Origin of the sequence: Burkholderia sp. BDU5, assembly GCF_001522845.1 — a bacterium.
Taxonomy (GTDB): Bacteria; Pseudomonadota; Gammaproteobacteria; order Burkholderiales; family Burkholderiaceae; genus Burkholderia; species Burkholderia mayonis.
In genome coordinates this window covers 1-23,642 of sequence record NZ_LOWC01000059.1, presented here as the reverse complement: position 1 = coordinate 23,642, position 23,642 = coordinate 1, and the positions used below count along the sequence as shown (strand labels likewise).

The window sequence follows — 23,642 nt, the reverse complement described above, 5'->3', positions numbered from 1 at the left end:
GCTGCCGTCGGAGAAGAGGCCGACCTCGGGCAGCTCGACGCGCTTGCCCGCCGCGAGCGAGCGCTTCATCGCGCACGAATCGTCCGTCTGCACGCCGATCACCTTGATCTCGGGGCGCACCGCCTTCACGTACGCCGCGACGCCCGCAGCCAGGCTGCCGCCGCCGATCGGCACGAAGATCGCATGGATCGGCCCCGAATGCCGATGCAGCACTTCCTTCGCGACCGTGCCCTGCCCGGCGATCACGTACGGATCGTCGAACGCCGGAATGAACGCGAGCCCGTCGCGCTGCTGCAGGCGCAGCGCGTGCGCATAGGCGTCGCTGTACGACTCGCCCGCCTGCACGACGTCGACGAACGCGCCGCCGTGCGCGCGCACCGCATCGACCTTCACCTGCGGCGCCGTCTGAGGCACGACGATCGTCGCCTTCACGCCGAGCCGCGCCGCCGCGAGCGCGACGCCCTGCGCGTGGTTGCCCGCCGATGCGGTGATCACGCCGCGCGCGAGCGCGTCGGCGGATAGATGCGCCATCTTGTTGTACGCGCCGCGAATCTTGAACGAGAACACCGGCTGCGTGTCCTCGCGCTTGAGCCAGACCGTGTTGCGCACGCGCGCCGACAGATTCCGCGCGCACTCGAGCGCCGTCTCGCGCGCGACGTCGTAGACGCGCGCGTTCAGAATCAGCTTCAGATAATCGTCGAGTGCGCTCGCGCAGGCCGCGATCGTCGCGGCTGCATCGGGCATGCGGGTTTCGGGCGTTTCCGTAACGGCGTCGGCTGACTGCATGACATGCTCTCCTGGGAATGGACGCCCGGGAGACGGAAACAAAAAACCCGCCTCACGAGGCGGGTTGCTGTGATTGCTTTCGGACGCGCGCTAACCCACCATTCGATGAATGGTGCGAATAATGTGCGCAATGCGGAAGCAACGGGAATTCATGTGCGCAAGCTTGAGCCGGCGCGCGCGGTTTGTCAATCCTTCGCCGACATCCTTCGCCGATAGGCCCGCGCGCCGCCGCACTGCGGGGCGGACGCCGGTTGCCCGGCCGCAGTCTCAGTAAATCTCCGGGACGATCATATCCGCCGGCACCGGACGCCGGATGTAGTCGTCGTGATGCTCTCGCTGCGGCAAATGCACCGGATCGCGTTCGATCTCGTAGTACGGCACGAGGCTCAGCAGATGGTGTATGCAGTTGAGCCGCGCGCGCTTCTTGTCGACCGCCTGCACGACCCACCACGGCGCCTCGGGGATGTGCGTGCGCATCAGCATCTCCTCCTTTGCCGCCGTATACGCCTCCCAGCGGCGCCGGCTCTCGAGATCCATCGGGCTCAGCTTCCATTGCTTGAGCGGATCGTCGATGCGGTTCTGGAAGCGCACTTCCTGCTCTTCGTCGGTGATCGAGAACCAGTACTTGACGATCTGGATCCCGCTGCGCGCGAGCATCTTCTCGAATTCCGGCACCGACCGGTAAAACTCTTCGTGCTCATCGTCGGTGCAGAAGTTCATCACGCGCTCGACGCCCGCGCGGTTGTACCAGCTCCGGTCGAACAGCACGATTTCGCCGCCCGCGGGCAGATGCGCGACGTAGCGCTGGAAATACCATTGCGTGCGCTCGCGATTGCTCGGCGCCGGCAGCGCGGCGACCCGGCACACGCGCGGATTCAGCCGCTGCGTGATGCGCTTGATCACGCCGCCCTTGCCCGCCGCGTCGCGCCCCTCGAAGATCACGACGAGCCGGTGCCCGGTGCGCACGACCCAGTCCTGCAGCTTCACGAGCTCGCCCTGCATGCGGAACAGCTCGCGGAAATAGTGCTTGCGCGCCTCGCGGCGCTCGGCGGAAAAGAGCGGCTCGTCGTCTTCGAAGCGACGATCGTCGAGCTCCATCTCGAGCTCTTCGTCGTACGCGTCGACGAGATCCTCCTCGAAGCGGCGTTGCCGCTCGTGCAGCGGCGCCGTGTCGCGCCGTGTTTCCTTCTCGCTCATGTCGGCCTCCTTGCTGCGCGTCGCAGACGCGTTCCGCGGACATTATCGCAGGCTCGAGTGTCGCGGGAATGACTGCGCGCCGGTGTTCGCGAGGCCAAAGGCTGCGAGCGGTGCCGGACGGCCGGTTGCGGTTGCGGTTGCGGTTGCGGTTGCGGTTGCGGTTGCGGTTGCGGTTGCGGTTGCGGTGGACGGTGGACGGTGGACGGTGGGCCGTGGGCGGTGAACGGTGAACGGCGGGCGGCGGGCGGCGGGCGGCGGGCGATGGTCGACCGGCGGTCAGAAAACGAAGAAAGACGGTCGGTAAACGGCGAACGGCTAATGGCCGACGGCAACCGGCAGCGGACGATCCGACCGTAGAGGCGCGGTTGCAGCAGGCAGTTCTCGGCAGACCGCTCGCCGGGTCCGCGCATGGGCGGCGCGCCTGCCGAGCGCCGGTTGCAGCGCGCCGCTGTCGAAGCGCCGCTCGCGGACAGCCGACGGAACAGGCCGGCCGACGCCGCGCAGACACACCGCTCAGAACCGGTAATTGAGCAGCATCGTGCAGAGCAGGACGTTCGCGGAAAGCGTCGTCGTATTCGAGGCGAGGATCCGCTTCGCATCGTTGATGTTGACCGTGATCGCCGCCTTCAGCGGAATGTACGAGAGCGCCGTCGACAGCGACAACTGCCGCGTCAACTGATAGTTCGCGCCGATGACGAAGACGGGCGTCCACGCGCTCTTCACGCTCGCCGTCGCGCGGACGCCGTTCGGCAGCACGAGATTCGCGCCCGCCTGCAGCAGACGATCGAGCGCGCCCGGATCGGCGAGCAGCGATTGCAGGTCGCCGAGCGAGATGCCCGCCGATAGCAGGCCGCCGAGCGATGCGAGCTTGTTCGCGAACACCGGGTTCAGGTTCGTGTTCGTAAAGCGCGTGTAGCTGATGCCGAGGCCGAGATACGGCCGGAACCGGTCCTCGCGCTTGCCGAGGTAATACTTGAACACGGTCGACGCGAGCCACGCGCGCGTCGTGCCGAGCGGGTTGCTCTGCGTGTTGCCGAGGTCGACGAGCGGCAGCCGGCCCTGCACGCCCGGGAAAATCTTGTCGAACGGCAAACCGATGCTGCCATGGCCGCGCATCGTCAGCTCGGGCGGGATCCCGCCGACGATCTCGGCCGCGACGTGCTCGCCGAAGAAATGGGTGAACGTGAACGCGGGCGTGTTCGCGTTGCTGATCGACACCGCGGAGCCCGGATTCACGAAGCTGCCGATCCCAAGCGCCCCCGTCGACGTCGTCACGGGCGTCGAGCGTCCCGTCGACAGCACATAGTGCCAGCCGATTCCGATCATGTTGCTGTCGTCGCCCTGTAACTGCTCGAGGAGCGTCGGGCCCTGCGCCTCCGGCAGGTCGGGCAGCATCTCCGGGTCGATCGGATGCAGCTCGTACGGCATCCGGTCGTAGCGCACGCCGGCGATGAAGCGCGGCGACGCGTCGGCGGGCGGGCGCTGCGGCGCGCCGCTGTCCGGCGCGCACGGGCCGTCGCCGCACGCGGCGGCCGCGGGTGACGCGCCGTCCGCCGCCGAGCCGCCCGGCGCGTCGGCGAAGCCAATGCCGTCGTCGCCTTCGGCGCGCGCGCGCAGTCCGCCCGGCGGCAGCGCGGCGCGCTGGCCGAGCGTGATCTTTTCTTCGGTGAGCTTGCGCGGACGCGGCGCATTCGGGTCCGAGGCGGATGCGTCCGATGCGGCTGCCCCATCGGCAGCCGCGCCGCCGTTCGGCGCCGAGCCGCTTCCCGCGTCCGACGACGCGGCGCCCGCCGCCTCCCGCCGCGCGCCGCCCGGCACCGCCCCCCACGCGCTCGCGCCGAAGCCCGGCGCGTCGCCGCCCGGAAAGAAGCCGATGCCGTCCGCGCCGTCGCGCCATCTCGCCGCGCCGCTGTCCTGCGCGTGCGCGGACCACGCGCACGCAAGCAGCGTCGCGCCAAGCCAGCAGGACACCGGGGCGCGCCAGCCACGGCGCGCTCGTTGACGGCGATGCTTGTCACCCATCTGCATCGAACGTCACGCGGGCGTACCGAACATCCGCTGCCGGATCCGATACAACGGTTCGAACAGCCATTCGAGCAAGCTGCGCTTCTCGAGCACGATGTCCGCCCGCAGCGTCATCCCGGCCTTCAGCGCGAGCGGCGTGCCTTCGAATGCCGGCTTGCGGTCGGCGAGCTCGACCCAGCTCTTGAAGTAGGTCTGCGGCGAACCCGCGTCGGTCGGCAGATTCAGCTCCTTCGCGGTGAACGCGACGGGCGACACCGACACCAGCTTGCCGCGATAGGTGCCGAACTTCTCGACCGGATAGCTGCCGTACGCGAGCTTCACTTCCTGGCCGGGCTTGATGAATCCCGCCTTCGACGACGGGATGTATAGCTCGGCGATCAGCCCGTCCGCTTTCGCGGGCAGGATCTCGACGACGCGCGTGCCGGGCGGATCGATCACGCTGCCCTGCACGACGTCGAGCCGCACGATCTGCCCGTCGGCAGGCGCGTACAGCACCTGGTTGACGCTCTCGTCGATGTTGTATTCCTTCGAGTTCAGCTCTTCCTGCTTGATCTTCAGCTCGGCGTTCGAGCCGTCGTACTTGCTCTGCACCGTTTCGAGATCGCCGCGCAGCTTCATCGCGTTCTTCACGAGATCGGCGCGGCGCAGCATCAGGTCCTGATACGCCTGGCCCGCCTGCAGGTACTGCGTGTTCACCTGGTTGTACTGCTCGAGCGTGACGACCTGCTCGTTCAGCAGCTGCTTCACGCGATCGCGGCGTTCCTGGTATTCGGACACGATCCGCTTCTGGTCCTGGATCTGCTTGTCGATGAGCGCGCGGCTCTCCGACAGCGCGGCAATCTGCTGCTTGATCTGCTCGATGGTCGACTGGTATTCGAGCTTCGCCGCGCCCATTTGCTGATCGACCTCGACGCGCTGCCGCTTGATCGACTCGCGCATCCCCTGCACGTTGTTCGCCTGCGACACGAAGCTCGTGTCGCGCGTGACGCTCAGAAGCTTCTGCCCGGCTTTCACGTGCTGGTCCTTCGCGACGTACAGCTCGCGCACCGCCCATCCGGGCGGCGCGCCGACGCCGATCAGGCCCGTGCGCGGCGTCAGCATGCCCATCACGTTCTCGGTGTTCGCATACGTCAGACGAACGAGCGCGACGACGAACATCGCGAACATCGCGATCGACAGATAGCAGAAGAAGCGCATCGACACCGGCACGTCGACGACGCCGTTGATCACGGCGCCGAACGTCGTGCCGCGCGTCAGCTTGCGCGGCGTCTTCTGCTCTCTCAGGGTGGTCATCCAGGTAGGCATGGGCGAAACTCGTCAGGCGCTGCGCAGCGTCTGCGCGGCGGCGCGCGCGTTCTGCTCGAGCAACGGTGATGGCATCAGGTAAGGCGTGAAGTGCTCCCAGAAATGCCACTGTTCGGGCTGCTTCACGAGCGCATCCTCGAGCTTGTCGGCGATCCGCTGATGGGTCGCCGCGACGCGCGACGTCTCGTCCGCGACACCGAGCATTCGCGACGCGGGCCGCGCGTCGAGCTCGACGAAATGCATCTTGCACGCGTCGCGAAACGGCACGCCGGTCGCGTACGACACGAGGAGCGGAACGCCGTGCTCGACCGCGAGCTTCACGCCGCCGCCCGCGAGCCGCACCCAGCGGCCGCCGAGCCGGCACGCGTTGGTCTTGCCGAAGCGGCCGTGCAGGTCGGAGAACAGCAGGAACACGGGCGCTTCCTTGCGCAGCCCCGTGACGAGCCGGCGCAAATGCACGCGCTGCTCGATGTCGATCAGCTCGATCTTGCCCGCGCCGTATTCTTCGACGAGGCGCAGCGCATCGTCGAAGAACGCACCCGGCGCGTCCTTGTGCATCACGATCATCATCTTGCGGTCTTCGGGAATCATCAGCCGCAGCTTCGTGACGAACAGCATCAGGTTGCCGAAGTGCAGGCCCGCGAGCATCAGCGGACCGCCGCGCGCGAGCGCCGCGCGCAGCGCGGGCTCGCCTTCGCATTCCATCCGGTCGAGCATCGCCTTCATCGACGCGATGCTGTGCGAGCGCAGCATCAATCCGGCGACCTCGGCCTCGAACAGCTCGCGGACGATGCCGTCCGCGACGCCGCGAATGCGCACCGGATCGTCGTTCAGGTGCGCGCTCAGCATGTGCCTAACCGACATCTCGATCGAACAGCGGATCGACGGAAAGAGACGCAGGCACGCGCCCGCGCACCAGCGCATCATGCCGAGCCCGCGCTCGGGCGAGCGGCCGAGCGCGATCCGCTTGAAGATGCGCCGCACGAAAAAGCAATACGAGAACGCATTGAACAGAAAGAGCCGCATCAACGTCATCTTGGCGCCTCCAGCTCCGGTTGCCGCTCGGGCGTGATCTCGGCGAGGCGGCCGTCGCGCATCTCGTAGATGCGGTCGACCATCGACAGGATCGACGCATCGTGCGTGACGAGCACGATCGTGCACGGCAGCGTCAGCACGTTGCGGCAGATCTCGTGCGTCGTCGCCTGATCGAGATTCGACGAGAATTCGTCGAGGATCAAAAGTCGCGGCTCGCAGTACAGCGCGCGCGCGATCAACAGGCGCTGCATCTGCCCGGCCGACAGGAACTTCTGCGTGTCGCCGAGCGGCGTGTCGTAGCGGTTGTCGAGCACGTCGATGTCGCGGTCGATGCATGCAAGGCGCGCCGCCTCGTGCATCGCGCCCAGGCGCGGCGCGGGCGCGAAGTTCGTGATGTTGTCGCGGATCGTGCCGCGAAACAGTTGATCCGACTGCGTGACGGCCGCGACGTGTTTGCGGTAGAGCCTCAGGTTCACCTCGGACAGATCGACGCCGCCGACGAACAGCATGCCTGGCGTCGACTGATAGAGCCCGCAGATCAGGTTCAGCAGCGTCGTCTTGCCGCTGCCGGTGCGGCCGACGATCGCCACCTTCGCACCGGCCGGCACGTCGAGATCGATGTCCTCGAGGATCGCACGGCGGCCGCCCTTCGGTGTGTACGTCAGCGCACGGATCGACAGCGAGCCGTCGAAATGCTCGATCGAGCGCACCGGCGCGTCGGGCGCAGGCTCTTCGGTTTCGGTCTGAAGCACGTCGGCGACGCGGTCCATGTGGACCTGCAGCACCTTGCGCCGCACGTAGAGCTGGATCGAATCGATGAACTTGTCGGCGAACAGGTTCTTGTATTGGATGAACGCGTAGATGATCCCGATCGTGCTCTGCCCGTGCATCACGAGCCACGCGCCATACGTGACGATGACCAGCTGTTCGATGTGGACGATGCCCTTCGAGATCGCATCGAACAGCAGTTGCAGCCGCTCCTGCTGGCGAACCGCCTGCAGCTTCTGCGTGAACGCGTTCACCCACAGGCTGCTGCGCGACGTCTCCGACGACAGCAGCTTGATCGAATGCGCGGAGCGGATGTTCTCGATCAGGAGCGCGTCGGCCTCGGCGCCGCGCGTCAGGATCTGCGACATCGCATCCTGCAATTGCGGCTGGATCGCGAGCCGCGACAGCGCGAACAGCACCATCCCCGCGAGGCTGATGCCGGCGAGCACCGGGCTGTAGTACAGCATCAGCACGAGCGTGACGACGCACGTGAAGATATTGAGCAGCCCGCCGATCAGCCCATCGACGAGAAAGCGGCCGATCTCGGACACCGACGCGACGCGCGAGATCGAATCGCCCGTGTTGTGGAACAGGTAATAGCTGATCGGCAGCCGCGCGAGATGCCCGACCATGTTCGACGACAACTGCTGCGACACGATGTTGCGCAGGTAGCTCTTGATGTTGCCGACGAGGTTCGCGTACAGCGTGTCGAACAGGAACACGATGCCGAACAGGATCGTCAGCAGGTACAGGATGTCGACGTCGGTCTTCTTCAGCGCCTCGTCGATCGTCAACTGCACATACGACGGCCCGAGCAGCAGCAGCAACTGCGCGGCGATGCCGCCCGCGACGCCGAGCAGGATGCTCTTGCGAATGCCCGTCAGGCCGGCCAGATAGTCGCGCAGATGGATCTTGTCGGACGTGCCGACGTGCTTGAAGCCGATGTCCGGGTTGAGCTCGAGCGCGTAGCCCGTGATCTGCGCGAGCGCCTGCGCGAGCGGCAGCTTCGTCTCGCCCAGCGCCGGATCGACGATGTGCACGCTGCCGTAGCACACCTTCGTCAGCACGACGTAGTGGTTCATCCCCCAGTGCAGGATGCAGGGCAGCTTCAGCGCATCGATCTCGTTCGCCTCGAACTGAAGCCCGCGCGCGCGCATTCCGAGGTCGTTCGCGATCTCCATCAGGTCGAAGAACGACAGGCCGGAATCGATCTTGACGGGATACCGGTTGCGCAGCGTGCGCAACGTCGTGTCGCGGCCGTGCCAGGTCGCGATCATCGCAAGGCACGCGAGACCGCACTCGGTCACCTCGTCCTGAAGAATGGGCCTGACTTTATTGGTGTTGAACCACATAGCTTGCGAATCGCTGGACACGACAATACCGGCCCGCGCACGGCGCGGCCTGGCTCGAAGCCATCGCGCGAGCGCGGCGTGAACGCCGCGTCCGGCCTCGGCGGAACGCGGCTCTGGCGATACCTGGGATCGGCCTTAGCTGCCGGACCCCAGCGCCATCTTGAATTGGTTGACGGCCTCGGCCTGGTATTGGGTCAAGAGCCCGTTGACGACGGGACCGATCGATTGATTCGCAAGGGAAACCGTGTAGGCGGCCGAGTTGGCGTAGGCGGAACCTCCACCGCGGATCGCACGGGCTTGCTGCTCTGATATGGCTTGCATCGGGGTGGCCTTTACTCTTGTAGCGATGTCATCGACCCGAATCCGCATCCGCCAAAGCGGATGACACCATCCGGAGCTGCCTCGACATCACTGTCTCCTGATCATTTCCTCCGATTGCCAACCGAGACGAATGAATAATGTTTTTATATCTCGATTGACGACGGATTACCGTTTTTGCAGCTTGAAATTCAGATTATTTTACGCGGGGGGCGCCTCCCCGCGCAAATGCAACGGCTAGTGCTTACTTGCCGTTGCTATTGTAGTTCTTCGGGTTCTGCAGATAGCCGCCGAGCGTCGGCATGAACTGGCCGAGCGCCGTGAACAGCGGACCGGACGCTGCTGCCAGCGTGCCCAGCGAGCTGATCGGACCGCCACCGTGAATCGCCTTCGCCTGCTCCATCGTCATGACCTTCATAACTATCTCCTCGTAAAGAATAAAGACGGCGTCAAGACTTCTCTAATAATGCCAATGGCCGTAAATAACCGAACGACGTTTATTTTTTATCGCTGCGATTACAAGCCGGAATCAGGCTATCATGCGCTCAAGACAGAAACAAGATGGCCGGCCGCGCCTTATATAAGTTTTTGACGTTTTGGAATTCACCAAAAAGATGCATGCGTTTCAACTCATTATTTAAAACGTTTAATTTGCAGCGTCGGCGGCTTGACGCAAGGCAGGAGATGGAGACGAAGATGTTTGAAACAGCGAATTTGGGTGCCTCGTCTAAATTTTGGCATGCGGGTTTTCACTTAACGACAAAATCCTTTCGAGTCCGCGCCAATGTGGCTTACGTTACCGTTTGCGCAGCAATCGCCGCGCTCGGCACTGGTTCCGAATCGGCTCGCGCATTCTGTCTCGACGAGGCATATCAGCACGCCGTCTCGAACGATCCGAAATTCCTGCAGGCGCAGGCCGAATACGACGCCGCGCGGCAGAAATACCCGCAGGCCCGCGCGCAGATGCTGCCGCAGGCGAGCGCACAGCTCGAATGGGGCCGCTACGGCACGCACGCGAACCTGTTCGGCATCGACGTGAGCGGCAACAGCACCGCGGCGTACGGCGCCGCGCAGGTCACACAGGCGCTCTTCAACATGCCGTACCTGTACGACATGAGCCGTGCGAGGGAATTCGAGGAGTCCGCGCGGCAGCAGCTCGAAGTCGCGAAGCAGGAACTCATCATGCGCGTCGCGAACGCGTGCTTCGATCTGCTGTCGGCGCGCGAAAAGCTGCAGCTCGCCGACGACGAAGTCGACGCGCTCACGCGCCTCGAAAGCGATACGCGCAGGATGGCGCAGCTCGGAATGAAGACGATCGGCGACACCGCCGAGATCGAGGCGCGCAGAAGCCTCGCGCAATCGGACGAAGCGCTCGCGCGCACCGACGTCGAGGCGCGCCGCGCCCGCTACGAGACGCTGCTCGGCTCCGCGATCGACTTCACGCGCTGGCCGCGCCTCGCGATGCACGGCACGTCGCCGCGCATTCCGACGGGCGACTACCAGCCGCAGGACAATCCGTCGTATCAGCAGGCGTACCGCGATCTGCGCGTCGCGCGGCTCGCCGCGAAGCGCATCGGCGCCGAGCACCTGCCGACCGTCGACCTGTTCGCGTCATATTCGCGCGGGCTCAATCCGAACCTGCGCGGCCTCACCGACAAATCCGATTTCCATCAGAGCGCGGTCGGCGTGCAGGTGACGATTCCGATCTTCTCGGGCGGCAGCGTGCACTACCGGCAGGTCGAGGCCGAGCACGTCGCGACGCAATACCAGAACCGGCTGCGCGAAGTCGAGCAGCAGCTCAGCACCGACCATCGCGAGACGCTCGCGGGACTGCAGTCGATCGGCGCGCGGATCCGCGCGCTGCAGCAGTCGCTGCTGGCCGCGCGGCTCGCGTACGACTCGTCGATGAAGGCCCACCAGGTCGGCTACAGCACGACGTACGAGACGCTCAACCTGCGCACCGACATCTCGAACATCCGCCAGAAGCTGTTCGAAAGCTATCTCGACGCGCTGAAGCTGCAACTGAAGCTGAAAGGGATTCTCGGCACGCTGAACGAGCAGTCGCTCGCGGCGGTCGACAGCTTCCTGACGAGCAACGCGGTTTCGTCGGATCAGAAGAGCGAATGAGCATTTGACCGCGAGAACGCGGCCGTCGCGCGCCGGCCGCGTTCTCGCGCGCGTCGGAATGCGACGTCCCGCTTTCCGTCACAGAAATGTCATGATCTTCATGTGACGAAAGCGGGACGTCGTCGTTTTCGCCGCGCGCGCCGCGATGAACGGCGGGACGACGGCGCGATAAACGCGCAAAAGCAGCAGGAACAAGGCGAAGGCGGCGCGACCGCGACGCATGCGGAAAGCTCGCCGATCGACGCGCCGCGCGTTTGCCGCCGCGGCCGCCCTCGCCGCTTCCGCCTTCGACGCTACGCGCTCACTGGATCACGCGCGACACGCCGCGGCCGCGCGGATCGGACACGGCCTCGGGCGTCTTGCCGTCGATCTGGATCGCCTGAATGTCGCCGCTGAAATCCTGGCCCTTCAGCGTGTAGCCCTTCGCTTCGATGCCCTTCGCGAGTTCGCCGTCGATCGGGTGGTACGGCTCCCAGAAGATCGTGTTCGGCGGCAACAGCTGATGGTGGAATCGCATCGCGCCCACCGCGTCCTTCAGCGGCATCTTGAAGTCGTACAGGTTCGTGACGACCTGGAAGATCGACGTGAAGATCCGCGAGCCGCCCGGCGTGCCGATCACGAGCGCGACCTTGCCGTCCTTCGTCAGGATCGTCGGCGACATCGACGACAGCGGCCGCTTCTTCGGCTCGATCGCGTTCGCGTCGCTGCCGACGACGCCGAACATGTTCGCGACGCCCGGCTTCGCGGAGAAGTCGTCCATTTCGTCGTTCAACACGATGCCCGTGCCTTCGGCGACGACGCCCGAGCCGAAGTAGCCGTTGATCGTGTACGTGTTCGACACAGCGTTGCCCCACTTGTCGACGACCGAGAAATGCGTCGTCTCCGCCTTCTCCGGCATCGTCGCGCCGAGGCCCGGCTGCACGCTCTTCGTGTCGGAAGGCTTCTCCGGATTCACTTCGGCCGCGCGCTTCGCGATGTACGCGTCGTCGGTCAATTGCGCGACGGGCACCTTGTAGAAATCCGGATCGCCGAGGTACTGCGCGCGATCGGCGAACACGCGCTTCTCGATCTCGGCGATCAGGTGCACGTATTGCGGCGAGTTCAGCGTGACGCCGTCGAAGTCGGCCTTGCGGTCCGCCTTCATCTTCAGCAGCTGGACGAGGCCGATGCCGCCCGAGCTCGGCGGCGGCGCGGTGATCACGCGATAGCCGTTCCAGCTCGCCTGGATCGGCTGGCGCCAGACCGCCTTGTATTGCACGAGGTCCTGCTTCGTGATCAGGCCGCCGTCCTTCTTCATCGACGCGGCGATCAGGCCGGCCGTCTTGCCGTCGTAGAAATCCTTCGCGCCGTCGTTCGCGATGCGCGTCAGCACCGCCGCGAGATCCGGCTGCTTGAAGTTCGCGCCCGCCTTCAGGCCGCTGAAGTATTGATCGAAGTTCGTCTTGCCGCCGAACTCCTTCGACGCGTCGACGCCGCGCTGCGCGAGCTGTTCGTCGACGATGAAGCCGCTGCGCGCGTAGCGGATCGCGGGCGCGAGCACCTGCTTCCACTTCAGCTTGCCGAAGCGCTTCTGCGCCTCCCACATCCCGGCCACCGTGCCCGGCACGCCGACCGCGCGATCGCCGTACAGGCTCATGCCCTTGACGACGTTGCCGTCCTTGTCGAGGTACATGTCCTTCGTCGCGGCGAGCGGCGCGCGCTCGCGATAGTCGAGGAAGTACGGCTTGCCGTCCATGTAGACGGTCATGAAGCCGCCGCCGCCGATGTTGCCCGCCTCTGGATAGGTGACGGCGAGCGTGAACGCGATCGCGACTGCGGCGTCGACCGCGTTGCCGCCTTCCTTGAAGATCTGCTCGGCGGCGTCGGCGCTGTACTTGTCGGCGACGGCGACAGCCGAGCCGTCCAGCACGACGCGCTGCGGACCTTTCGCGCAGGCGGGCGCGCTCGGCAGGAAGCCGACCGCGGCTGCGCTCACGAGCGCGGCGAGCACCGTCGACTTGAAGCGATTCGTTGCGTTCATTGCATGTCTCCCATTTTGATCTCCTTGCTAATTGGGGCACGAAAACCGGATGAATAGGCTTATAGCACGGCCGCGCGCGTATACAAAAATGACGTTTCGTAGGCGAGCCTGCCGACGCAGAGCGAGCGGACGACGCGCGGAAACGACCTCGCATCGCATGACGAGCGATTCACATCGAACGACAGGCGATGCAGACGGCAGATCCGTGACCGCACGTCGACGCCGCACACGAATCGTACGAAGCGGCGATTGCTTGGACGCATGACGCACTGGCGGATGACACATGGACGCCGTCCGTGCATCGGCAGAACGACTGCGTTCGCGTCTTCGCCGCGCCAGCAGCATCATCAATGGTGGTGAGTTGCATCGAGAAATTCGACGGCATTCCGTGTCTCGGCGGCGACCGCCCTCGCCATGCCGACATCGCCTGCGACATCCGCGGCATCCGCCGCTTCGCGCGCGCATCGCGTCGCGTCGCGTCGCTTGCAATTTCACGTTCGCCTCGCCCGATGCGCGCCGAAAACTTTTCTTCTCCGCCCCTGCGCGCCGCGCGCCAAATCTGCGAAGATAGCGCCCCTTTTCGATTTCACGGCGCGTCAACGCAACACCGGCATGGCATCACACGCAGCACATCATGCAAGCGGCTTGGCCGCGGGTCTCGTCGCCGCGGCGCTCGTCGGGCAGGCGGGCGCGGCAGGACCGTGGCATCTCCACAGCCTCGCCGCGTTCGCGGCAGGCGTCGCGGGCGGCACCGCGCCCGACTGGCTCGAAGTCGCTTGGTGGAGCCGCTCGCGACGGCTCTGGATCACGCATCGCACCGTCACGCACTGGGGCGTCGCGTGGGTCGCGATGCTCGTCTTCGCCTACCGGTCGCTCGACCATCGCCATCTTTGGGCCGCGCCGCTCTTCGGCTTCGCGTGCGGCGGCCTCGTCCATCTGATCGCCGACTGGCCGAATCCGCTCGGCGTGCCGTGGCTGTGGAAGCGCCATTCGCTCAACTGGTGGAACAGCGGGCACTGCGACCTGATCGTCGTCGCGACGGCCTGGGCCGGCGCGTTGTGGATCGCGCAGGCGGCGTGGGGACACGCGGCGCCGCTCGTGCACTGGCTCGGCTGGCTGCGCACCGTGTGACGCCGCGCCGTCCGACGCCGCCGCATCAGCGGACGGATTCGCGCGCGAGGCCCGCTCGCCGCACGCCGACAGGTCGACGCGATCCCCGCCGGTAGAATGGCGGGCGCGGCCCCGCCGCCCCCTTCGACGATCAGGCCGGATCGTTCGCACGACAACACACAAGAACATGACCGATGACATCACGACGCCTTCGTCCGCCACGCGCCCGGCGCCGGGATTCGGCCCGCTTCGCTGGATCGTGCGGCACTGGCGCGGCGACTATTCGCTCTCCGTCAGCTTCTGGCTGAACCCGTTGCCGCTCTCCGCGCTCCGGACGATCAGCAGCCACTTTCTGATGAGCCGCGCATTTTCAGCGTTGGATCAAGGGCCGGGCGGCGATTCACTGGCTCACGCGATGGCGGCCATCCCGACCGCCGTCTTCGCCGACGCCGCGCTGTCGCTCCTCAACATCTGGTGGATCGTCGGCGTCTGGCGCGCGGCCGCGCGTCACATCGATCGCACCGGCCGGCGCTTCTGGGCGCGCGCGGCACAGGTCGTGGCGGCGCTCGCCGCCGTGAAAATCGTCTACGGGATCGCGATCATTGCGCACACGATCGAGACGCTCCAACTCCTGCTCGTCAATCCGATGAGCGCGTTCACGGACCCGATCGGCACGCTGACGAAACTGCTGTTCTGACGACTATCGGCGCCGGCGCGCGATCGCCGTGACGCGGCGATCGCGCGCGCGGATGCCGCCTCTGCCGATGCCGATGCCGATGCCGATGCCGATATCGACGCCAACGCCGATACGCAGCCGACGACGCGAAACCGCAATCCCATCCAATCGTCGCAACCAATGTGTTCGGCGCATTTCCTCCATCTGCGCCGCATGACTCGCGCCGTCTCGATCGCCCACGTCCCCTGCGAAACGCGATCCAGCGGTTAGTCGCATCCAGCGACTGCCCCCGCTTCCCGCCGCCGGGTCCGCACGGCGCATCGCGCCGCGCCCCTGTCTGCAGACCGCCCGCGCGTCTGGCACACTGTGTCGCCGGGCCGGGCCTTGCGACGCCCGCGCCCGCCCTCATTTACGGTTGCGATGAACGTCACCACACCCCGCCCCGCTGCCAGCGCGCTCGACGCGTTCCACCCCGTCGTCGCCGCCTGGTTCTCCGGTACCTTCGCCGCGCCGACCGGCGCGCAGGCGCTCGCGTGGCCGCACATCAAGGCCGGCCGCTCGACGCTCGTCGCCGCGCCGACGGGCTCCGGCAAGACGCTCACTGCATTCCTGTCCGCGCTCGACGATCTGGTGCGCGATGCGCTCGCGCACGACGGCGCGCTGCCGGACGAGACGCTCGTCGTCTACGTGTCGCCGCTGAAAGCGCTGTCGAACGACATCCACGTGAACCTCGACGCGCCGCTCGCCGGCATCGCCGCCGAGATCGCAAGGCGCGGGCTGCCGGCGCCGCAGATCCGCACCGCGGTCCGCACGGGCGACACGACGCAGGCCGAGCGCGTCGCGCACCGCAAGCATGCGCCGCACATTCTCGTCACGACCCCGGAATCGCTGTACGTGCTGCTGTCGTCCGAATCGGGCCGGCGGATGCTCGCGAGCACGCGCACCGTGATCGTCGACGAAATCCACGCGCTCGCGAACAACAAGCGCGGCAGCCATCTCGCGCTGTCGCTCGAGCGGCTCGACGCGCTCGCCGGCCGCAGGCTGCCGAGGATCGGGCTGTCCGCGACGCAAAAGCCGGTCGAGGCGGTCGCCCGCTTTCTCGTCGGCGGCTGCGGCGACGCGCCGCTCGACTGCGCGATCGTCGACACGGGCCACACGCGCACGCGCGACCTCGCGCTTGAATTGCCGCCCGTGCCGCTCGGCCCGGTGATGGCGAACGACGTGTGGGAGCGCCTCTACGACCGGATCGCCGAGCTTGCGGCCGCACACCGGACGACGCTCGTGTTCGTCAACACGCGCCGGATGGCTGAGCGCGCCGCGCGCCATCTCGCCGACCGCCTGGGCGCGGACGCGATCGCCGCGCATCACGGCAGCCTCGCGAAGGCGCATCGCCTCGACGCCGAGCAGCGCTTGAAGCACGGCAAGCTGAAGCTGCTCGTCGCGACCGCGTCGCTCGAGCTGGGGATCGACATCGGCGACGTCGATCTCGTCTGCCAGCTCGGCTCGCCGCGCGGAATCGCGCCGTTCTTGCAGCGCGTCGGGCGCTCCGGGCACCGCGTCGGCGGCGTGCCGAAGGGGCGGCTCTTTGCGCTGTCGCGCGACGAGCTCGTCGAATGCGCGGCGCTCCTCGACTGCGTGCGGCGCGGCGAGCTCGACCTGCTGCGAATCCCGCACGCGCCGCTCGACGTGCTCGCGCAGCAGCTCGTCGCCGAGGTTGCGTGCCGCGAGTGGGACGAGGACGCGCTCTATCGCTGCATGACACAGGCCGCGCCGTACGCGGCGCTTTCGCGCGAGCAGTTCGACGGCGTGCTGAAGATGCTCGCCGAAGGCTTCACGAGCCGGCGCGGCGCGCGCGCCGCGTACCTGCATCGCGACGTCGTCGCGCACACGGTGCGCGGGCGGCGCGGCGCGCGGCTCGCGGCCGTCACGTCGGGCGGCACGATTCCCGACAACGCCGACTACGCGGTGCTGCTCGAGCCGCAGGGCGTGAACATCGGCACGGTCAACGAGGATTTCGCGGTCGAGAGCCTCGCGGGCGACGTGTTCCAGCTCGGCAACCAGTCGTACCGGATCATCCGGATCGAGACGGGGCGCGTGCGCGTCGAGGATGCGCATGGGCAGGCGCCGAACATCCCGTTCTGGCTCGGTGAGGCGCCCGCGCGCAGCGACGAGCTGTCGGCGGGCGTCGCGCGGCTGCGCGCGCATGTCGACGCGCTGCTGGCGCGCGGGGATGCGCGCGGCGTGCACGATGACGCGGATGTGGACGATGCCGATGCGGAGAACGCCGGCGCGGCGGTCGCGATCGGCGGCGTTTCGCGCACGGGCGACAACGCGCGGAATGCGCGGCCGAATGCGCCGTCAGCCTCACGCACGACGGCGAGCGCGCGACGCGATGCGCCGCTCGCGCGCGCCGATTCGCCGGCGTCTCGAACCCGCGTGCGGCTGCGCGCGGAAACCGGCACGCCGCCGCCCGGCAAAGCCGCTGCCGCCGCGCGCGCCGCGTCGCCTGGCGACGCAGGCACGCCGTTTGCCCGCGACGGCGAGGCCGCCCCTTTCGCGCAAGGCGACAGACAAGTCGCCGCCGCGGCTGCGGACGCCGCGGACGGCGACACATCGCGCAGTCGCGCCGCCGCCCGCCTCCCCGCTCCGGCCGCACCGGCCGCTGCGTCGCGGCCCGCCGCCGCATCCATCGACGCCGCGCCGTCCGAAGCCGCCCCCGAACCGCGCCGACTCGCGCCCGTGCTCGCGTGGCTGACGGGCGAACTCGGCCTCGACGCCGCAGCCGCGCGACAGATCGCCGACTACCTCGCGCGCGCGCGCGCGGCGCTCGGCGCGCTGCCGACGCAGGACACGCTCGTGATGGAGCGCTTCTTCGACGAATCGGGCGGCATGCAGCTCGTGATCCACTCGCCGTTCGGCAGCCGGATCAACCGCGCATGGGGCCTCGCGCTGCGCAAGCGCTTCTGCCGCACGTTCAACTTCGAGCTGCAGGCGGCCGCGACCGACGACGCGCTGATCCTGTCGCTGTCGCTCGCGCACAGTTTCGCGCTCGACGAAGTCTGGCGCTATCTGCGCCCGGCGAGCGCCGAGCACGTGCTGATCCAGGCGCTCCTCGACGCGCCGCTCTTCAATGCGCGCTGGCGCTGGAACGCGACGACCTCGCTCGCGCTGCCGCGCTTCGCGGGCGGCCGCAAGGTCGCGCCGCAGTTGCAGCGGATGAAGAGCGACGATCTGCTCGCGACCGTGTTCCCCGATCAGGTCGCGTGCGCGGAAAACATCGTCGGCGAGCGCGAAGTGCCGAAGCACCCGCTCGTCGACCAGACGCTCGACGACTGCCTGCACGAAGCGATGGACACCGAAGGCTGGCTCGCGCTGCTGCGGCGGATCGAGTCGGGCGGCGTCGCGCTCGTCGCGCGCGATTTGCCCGCGCCGTCGCCGCTCGCGGCCGAGATCCTCAACGCGAAGCCGTACGCGTTCCTCGACGACGCGCCGCTCGAAGAGCGCCGCACGCAGGCCGTACTCGCGCGGCGATGGAGCGATCCGGCATCCGCCGACGATCTCGGCGCGCTCGACGCGGGCGCGATCGATTCGGTGCGCGACGAGGCCTGGCCGCTCGTGCGCGACGACGACGAGATGCACGACGCGCTCGTCGGCCTCGCATGCGTGTCCGACGGCGAAATCGGCGCGAACGACGGCTGGCGCACGTGCGCCGAGCGGCTCGCGGCCCGCAGGCGCGCCGCGCGGCTCGCGCTCGCGGACGGCCGCGGACTATGGATACCGGCCGAGCGCGTCGCGTGCATGCGCGCGCTATACGGCGGCGACGCCGCGCTCGCGCCGCCGCTCGAGCCGCCGCCCGGCTTCGACGCGCCGTGGGAACCCGACGCGGCGCTCGTCGACGTGATCCGCGCGCGGCTCACGGGCTTCGGGCCGCTGACGGCCGACGCGCTCGCGACGCCGCTCGCGCTGCCCGCGTCGTCGGTCGCAATCGCGCTCGCTGCGCTCGAGCGCGAAGGCTACGCGATGCGCGGCCGCTTCACGCCGGGCGCGCGCGACGAAGAATGGTGCGAGCGGCATCTGCTCGCGCGCATCCACCGCTACACGGTGAAGCGGCTGCGACGCGAGATCGAGCCCGTCGAGCTCGCGGACTTCATGCGCTTCCTGTTCCACTGGCAGCGCGTCGCGCCCGACACGCGCGGGATGGGCGTGGATGCGCTCGCATCGGTCGTCCATCAGCTCGAGGGCTTCGAGGCGGCCGCGAGCGCATGGGAGGATGAGTTGCTGCCCGCGCGGCTCGCCGACTACGTGATGGGCGGCCTCGACGAGCCGTGCCGCGCGGGCAAGCTCGCGTGGGCGCGGCTCGGCGCGCCGGCGAAGGCCGCGAGCGCGCCCGTGAAGACGACGCCCGTCGTGCTGCTGCCGCGCCGCGAGCTCGCCGTCTGGCAGGCGCTGCGCGATCCGGCCGCGCAGCCGGCGCTGTCCGCACGCGCCGAGCGCGTGCGCGCGACACTCGCCGCGTACGGCGCGATGTTCTTCGACGAGCTCGTCGCGCACGCGCGCCTGTTGCCCGTCGAGCTCGAACGCGCGCTCGGCGAGCTCGTCGCGGCGGGCCTCGTCAACGCGGACAGCTTCGCGGGCCTGCGCGCGCTGATCAAGCCGGCCGCGCAGCGCAGCACGCACCGGTCGTCGCGCACGCGGCGCGGCGGCGCGCTGATCGGCGGGATGGACGACGCGGGACGCTGGGCGCTCGTGCAACGGCTGCCGCTGACTCGCGTCGATTTCGGCGGCGGCGAAAACGCGTTCGAAGACGTCGAGAACGGCAGCGGCAGCGGCTACGCTCGCCATCCCGGCGATGCGGACACCGTCGCGCTCGGCGACGCGCGCGTGGCCCGCGCGATGCGCGCCGCACCGCCGCCCACGGGCCGCCATACGATTGCGCCGGCCGCGCTCGAGCACGTCGCGCGGACGCTCTTGCGCCGCTACGGCGTCGTGTTTTGGCGAATCCTCGCGTGCGAAGCCGAATGGATGCCGAGCTGGCGCGAGCTGCTGCCCGTCTATCGGCTGCTCGAGGCGCGCGGCGAGATCCGCGGCGGCCGCTTCGTCGCGGGCCTCGCGGGCGAGCAGTTCGCGCTGCCCGACGCGATCCCGATCCTGCGCGACCTCCGCCGCCGGCCGGCCGAAGGGCTGATGCTGTGCGTGAGCGGCGCCGATCCGCTCAATCTGACGGGCACGCTGCTGCCGGGCGACCGCGTGCCCGCGCTCGCGGGCAACCGGGTCCTGTTCCGCGACGGCGTGCCGATCGCGTCGCTCGTCGGCGGACAGTTCGTCTACGCGCGCGGGCTCGACGCCGTCGAGCAGGACGACGCGCGCGCGAGGCTCGCGCGGCATCGATGACGCACGCGACTGCCTCGACGACGCAAACGCCTGAGCCGCGACGTTCGGCCCGACACCGGCGCGCGCCCCGCCATCGACACGGCCGCCGCTTCGCCGCACCCGCGACGTCGACGCCGCATGCGGGACGGCGCGCTGCCCCCTGCTGGTTCGCGCGAGGCAGCCAGCCGGGCAACGCGCCCCGCGCAGTCTCGCGGTGATCGCGGCGCTGGCGGGCTGCGCGCTCGGCGTGACGGTCGCGACGGGGATGGGCCCGAAGCCGCTCATGCTCGCGACGTCGGGCAACTTCGTGATGGCCTACGTGCTCGGCGCGGCGGCGGCCGCGAAGCTGCTGCCGCGCGGCGGATTCGCGCATCGCAGTTCGATCGTCGCGTTTCTGTCGGCGATCCTGCTGCTCGCGACGACGGGATGGTATCTGCTCTGGCCGCTGCTGCTGACGGGCGCGGCGATCGGCTATCTTCAGGCGGCGGACAAGCGAGCGGCGGCGAGGCGGTAAAGGCCGCCGCCGCGGCTCGCGACGCCCACAGCCGCGTGCCCGCAGTCGCGCGGACATGCGCGCCGACGTCGTCGTCGATACGCTGCTGTCGATTCGCGAGTTGCCGAAGCGCATGGCGGACGCTTGGTCGAAGGCGCCCGCATCCGGCGCCGCGCGCCGTTTCGGATTCGATTCGTTCGCGGTCCTGCGACGCGACGAGCGCGAGCTGTCGCTCGGTCTCGTCGGCCGGTTCTGGCGACCGAATGTCGGGCTCGCTTCGATCCGCGATGCCGACGCATTCGAACGCCACCGCGATTCACGCGATACGAAGCTCGTGTTGCGGTTCAGCGTCGCCGACGCGCCGCAGCGCGGCCATCTTCTCAGGACCGAGACGTTCGTTTATTGTCCGAACCGTTCCGTGAAGCTGCTGTTGCTGTCGACGCCTTACTGGCTCGCGATCCGGCTCGCGAGCAGCTGGATCCGGCGACGCACGCTGAATGCCGTCGAGACATCGCCGCGAAATTCGGGACGCTGACCGACAGGCCGTCGCACCCTCGAGCGCATGCGCGACATGGCCGCCCGCAGCGCGCTCCTGGACACCGGCTTCCGAACGCCCCGGCCATCGACATAAAGTTTCGCCCGCTTCGGCCGATAACGCGAAAGCCGCCGATCGACGCGCATTCGAAGACGCGCTCCGCTCGCAGCGCGACCGGTGCGTCGTCCGCGCACTGCCGCACTGCCGCACTGCCGCACCGCCGTTCACCGATGACGATCCGTGAGCCCGGCGCGGCGCGCCCCCAACTCGGTACAAGAACCTCGCATCGTGATCGCCTGCATCCCGACCAGCCGCCTCGCCGTCCTGACCGGCCGCCATCCGTGGATCGTCGGCGCGCTGGGCACGCTGATGGCGTTCGGCGTGCTGTCGATCAGCCTGCTCACGCTCAATGCAGCGCGCAACGAGGCGATCGAGCATGCGCACGAAACGTCGAGAAACGTCACGACGATCGTCGTCAACAACATCGCGCGTACGATCGATGCATCCGATCACTCGCTGCTCACGCTGATCTCCGGCCTCCATCAGACCGACGTCCGGCGCCTCGATCGCGCGACGCGGCACGCGCTGCTGTTCGACCGGACGGCCGCCGCGAAGTACGTCACCGGCATGGGCATGATGGATGCGCAGGGGCATATCGTCGACGGCTGCTGCAGCGCGTCGCACGCGGGCAGCTTCACGGACCGGGATTATTTTCTCGTGCACGAGCAGGCCGGCGACGCGGGGCTGTACGTGTCCAAGCCCTACCGGTCACGGACGCGCGGCGGCGTCGAGTCGATCGCGTTGAGCCGGCGGATCGGCAAGCCCGACGGCACGTTCGGCGGCGTCGCCGTCGTCGCGATCGACGTCGCCTACTTCCAGCATCTGCTGTCGAAGCTGAACGTCGGCCCGCACGGCGTCAGCGCGATCGTTCACGTCGACGGCACGCTCGTCGCGCGCAACCCGGACCTGCCGCATGACGGGCCGAGCGTCGTCGTGAAATCGCCGACCTTTCCGCGGATGGCGAACCAGGACGCCGGATTCTATGCGGCGCGATCGCCGATCGACGGCGTGCTGCGCCTCTACACGTTCGAGCGCATTCCGGGCACGCCGCTGGTCGCGATCGTCGCGCCCGCCCAACAGGACGTGCTCGCATCATGGCGCTCGCTCGCGCTCAGCGTCGGCATCTCGGCCGCGTGCGTGAGCATCGCGTTTTCCGGCGTGGTCTGGCTGCTCGCATTCGCGCTCCGCGACCGTGCCGCCGCACAGGATCGATTGCTCGAGCTGTCGCAGACCGATCCGCTGACCGGCCTCAAGAACCGCCGCGCGCTCGATCATGCGCTGCAAAACGAATGGGAGCGGCTGCAGCGCAACGAAAGCCGCCTGTCGATCCTCTTCATCGACGCGGACCACTTCAAGCGCTACAACGACGCGCATGGCCACGCGCAAGGCGATCTCGCGCTGCAATGGCTCGCCGCGTGCATCGCGCGCCGCGCACGCCGTCCGGGCGGCCTGGCGGCGCGGTACGGCGGCGAGGAATTCGTCGTGATCCTGCCCGATACCGACGAGGCGGGCGCGATGACGGTCGCGCAGTCGATCCGCACGGGCATCCGCGACGCGATGCCGGCCGGCACGCCCGATACGATTCCGCCCTTCAGCGTGAGCGTCGGATGCGCGACGAGCCGGCGCTCGACGCATGCGTCGCTCGACGCGTTCGTCCGGGCGGCGGACGGCGCGTTGTACCGGGCGAAGACGGAGGGAAGGGATCGAGTCGTCGCGGCGGATTCGCTCGCGCCGTCGGCATATTGAATCGCAGCCGTCGCGCATGCCAGCCGCGCAGGCGAACGGTCGCGCCTGCGGATCGGCACCACGATCCGCCAAGGCGACGGCGCGAGCCCCATCGCGATGCCCGCGATGAATGCGCCGGTCCCGCCGAGCACGATCGCCCTCGCGCCGCTCATCACGACGGGCATGGCAATTACGGCGCGCAACAGACGGCGCGTCCACCGATCCGCTTCCTCGCCGGTCCGATAAAGAGTAATCTGACGCCGCTTCGATCAACGACACCCGCGATGAGCAAAACCAGAAAATTCGCACTAATCGCCCTGGCTTTCACGGTCCTGGGTTTCTATCACCTGTTCACGTTTTTCCACAACAACCAGACGGGCTGCGTTCCGTTTCGAGCGCATCTGACATGCCGATATCAGAACGTGGAGAATTTTCAGAACCTGCAGAATCTCGAGTTGTTTTTCGCGTGCGCGTGGCTCGCGGCTGCGGTGCTTTGTTGGATGACGGTGGCGCAGGCGCGCAAGGAGCGCGCATAACGGAGCGCCGACGGCGGGCGTGGTGAACGCCGGCGGCAATTCGGTTCACCGCCTTCGTCGATGGGCGCTGCCGGCTCTTCTTTTCGTCGGCATCCTGCATTAAGTACGGCCGGACGTTGGAATCGAGGAGATGAGCGTGGCCCCGCATGAGGTCTTGTGCCCGTCGAAAGCCACGGCACGCCCGTCAATGCGGACATTCTCGTC

At 67.9% G+C, this 23,642-nt stretch carries 19 protein-coding genes and 1 pseudogene; 8 read left to right on the top strand and 12 right to left on the bottom strand.

Translation table 11 applies throughout. The annotated features are described in order from the left end of the window. The 8 genes from WS69_RS12145 to WS69_RS30860 form a co-directional block, all read right to left on the bottom strand. On the bottom strand, nucleotides 1-744 hold a 744-nt coding region (locus WS69_RS12145), incomplete at its 3' end, for a pyridoxal-phosphate dependent enzyme (RefSeq protein ID WP_231747125.1). Nucleotides 745-1,053: 309 nt separating this feature from the next. Continuing rightward, nucleotides 1,054-1,983, bottom strand: a complete 930-nt coding sequence (gene ppk2, locus WS69_RS12140) for a polyphosphate kinase 2 (RefSeq protein WP_059471019.1) — start codon at nucleotides 1,981-1,983, stop codon at nucleotides 1,054-1,056. Between the two features lie 513 nt (nucleotides 1,984-2,496). Next, on the bottom strand, nucleotides 2,497-4,005 hold the full coding sequence (locus tag WS69_RS12135) for an OmpW/AlkL family protein (RefSeq protein ID WP_059471018.1): 1,509 nt from the start codon (nucleotides 4,003-4,005) through the stop codon (nucleotides 2,497-2,499). A 12-nt stretch (nucleotides 4,006-4,017) separates the two neighbouring features. Further along, the gene (locus WS69_RS12130) at nucleotides 4,018-5,313 is read right to left on the bottom strand and encodes an HlyD family secretion protein (RefSeq protein ID WP_059471017.1); all 1,296 of its coding nucleotides are present in this window, start codon (nucleotides 5,311-5,313) and stop codon (nucleotides 4,018-4,020) included. A 12-nt stretch (nucleotides 5,314-5,325) separates the two neighbouring features. Further along, nucleotides 5,326-6,348 carry a hypothetical protein gene (locus WS69_RS12125; RefSeq protein WP_059471016.1) on the bottom strand — a complete coding sequence of 341 codons (1,023 nt, stop codon included), beginning with the start codon at nucleotides 6,346-6,348 and terminating at the stop codon, nucleotides 5,326-5,328. Beyond that, nucleotides 6,345-8,468 (bottom strand): peptidase domain-containing ABC transporter, encoded by a 2,124-nt coding sequence (locus WS69_RS12120; protein ID WP_059471015.1) that lies wholly within the window; start codon nucleotides 8,466-8,468, stop codon nucleotides 6,345-6,347. The genes WS69_RS12125 and WS69_RS12120 overlap by 4 nt, the downstream gene beginning before the upstream one ends. Before the next feature lie 135 nt (nucleotides 8,469-8,603). After that, a complete protein-coding gene (locus WS69_RS12115) occupies nucleotides 8,604-8,789 on the bottom strand; it encodes a hypothetical protein (protein ID WP_059471021.1) in 186 nt (61 codons plus the stop codon). A 241-nt stretch (nucleotides 8,790-9,030) separates the two neighbouring features. Continuing rightward, nucleotides 9,031-9,204, bottom strand: coding sequence for a hypothetical protein (locus WS69_RS30860; RefSeq protein WP_082716138.1), 174 nt, complete (start codon nucleotides 9,202-9,204; stop codon nucleotides 9,031-9,033). Between the two features lie 143 nt (nucleotides 9,205-9,347). Here WS69_RS30860 and WS69_RS12110 point away from each other — a divergent pair, with 143 nt between their 5' ends. Then, nucleotides 9,348-10,913 carry a TolC family protein gene (locus tag WS69_RS12110; RefSeq protein WP_059471014.1) on the top strand — a complete coding sequence of 522 codons (1,566 nt, stop codon included), beginning with the start codon at nucleotides 9,348-9,350 and terminating at the stop codon, nucleotides 10,911-10,913. 78 nt (nucleotides 10,914-10,991) lie between these two features. Here WS69_RS12110 and WS69_RS33235 read toward each other — a convergent pair whose 3' ends face one another. Both WS69_RS33235 and ggt read right to left on the bottom strand, forming a co-directional pair. Continuing rightward, nucleotides 10,992-11,135: a hypothetical protein gene (locus WS69_RS33235; RefSeq protein WP_156438079.1), complete on the bottom strand. Its 144-nt coding sequence runs from the start codon at nucleotides 11,133-11,135 to the stop codon at nucleotides 10,992-10,994. A 79-nt stretch (nucleotides 11,136-11,214) separates the two neighbouring features. Next, a complete protein-coding gene (gene ggt, locus WS69_RS12105) occupies nucleotides 11,215-12,933 on the bottom strand; it encodes a gamma-glutamyltransferase (protein ID WP_059471013.1) in 1,719 nt (572 codons plus the stop codon). A gap of 612 nt (nucleotides 12,934-13,545) precedes the next feature. Here ggt and WS69_RS12100 point away from each other — a divergent pair. Next, on the top strand, nucleotides 13,546-14,064 hold the full coding sequence (locus tag WS69_RS12100; RefSeq protein ID WP_059471012.1) for a metal-dependent hydrolase: 519 nt from the start codon (nucleotides 13,546-13,548) through the stop codon (nucleotides 14,062-14,064). A 166-nt stretch (nucleotides 14,065-14,230) separates the two neighbouring features. After that, nucleotides 14,231-14,740: a hypothetical protein gene (locus WS69_RS12095; RefSeq protein WP_059471011.1), complete on the top strand. Its 510-nt coding sequence runs from the start codon at nucleotides 14,231-14,233 to the stop codon at nucleotides 14,738-14,740. 3 nt (nucleotides 14,741-14,743) lie between these two features. Here the strand turns inward: WS69_RS12095 and WS69_RS33230 are convergent, their stop codons facing one another. After that, nucleotides 14,744-14,959, bottom strand: a complete 216-nt coding sequence (locus tag WS69_RS33230) for a hypothetical protein (protein ID WP_156438077.1) — start codon at nucleotides 14,957-14,959, stop codon at nucleotides 14,744-14,746. 180 nt (nucleotides 14,960-15,139) lie between these two features. Here WS69_RS33230 and WS69_RS34690 point away from each other — a divergent pair, with 180 nt between their 5' ends. The 5 genes and pseudogenes from WS69_RS34690 to WS69_RS34685 all read left to right on the top strand — a co-directional run bounded on the left by WS69_RS34690 (nucleotide 15,140) and on the right by WS69_RS34685 (nucleotide 23,438). After that, nucleotides 15,140-20,110: a DEAD/DEAH box helicase gene (locus WS69_RS34690; RefSeq protein ID WP_059471010.1), complete on the top strand. Its 4,971-nt coding sequence runs from the start codon at nucleotides 15,140-15,142 to the stop codon at nucleotides 20,108-20,110. Between the two features lie 122 nt (nucleotides 20,111-20,232). After that, nucleotides 20,233-20,603 (top strand): annotated as a pseudogene (locus WS69_RS12085) (amino acid permease); the annotation flags it as partial. A gap of 55 nt (nucleotides 20,604-20,658) precedes the next feature. Further along, nucleotides 20,659-21,117, top strand: coding sequence for a hypothetical protein (locus tag WS69_RS12080; protein WP_059471008.1), 459 nt, complete (start codon nucleotides 20,659-20,661; stop codon nucleotides 21,115-21,117). 288 nt (nucleotides 21,118-21,405) lie between these two features. Beyond that, on the top strand, nucleotides 21,406-22,923 hold the full coding sequence (locus WS69_RS12075) for a sensor domain-containing diguanylate cyclase (RefSeq protein ID WP_059471007.1): 1,518 nt from the start codon (nucleotides 21,406-21,408) through the stop codon (nucleotides 22,921-22,923). Continuing rightward, the gene (locus WS69_RS34685) at nucleotides 22,920-23,438 is read left to right on the top strand and encodes a hypothetical protein (RefSeq protein ID WP_226382867.1); all 519 of its coding nucleotides are present in this window, start codon (nucleotides 22,920-22,922) and stop codon (nucleotides 23,436-23,438) included. The genes WS69_RS12075 and WS69_RS34685 overlap by 4 nt, the downstream gene beginning before the upstream one ends. A gap of 99 nt (nucleotides 23,439-23,537) precedes the next feature. Here WS69_RS34685 and WS69_RS30855 read toward each other — a convergent pair. Next, a partial coding sequence (locus WS69_RS30855; protein WP_197419244.1) for a PAAR domain-containing protein occupies nucleotides 23,538-23,642 on the bottom strand: 105 nt, incomplete at its 5' end.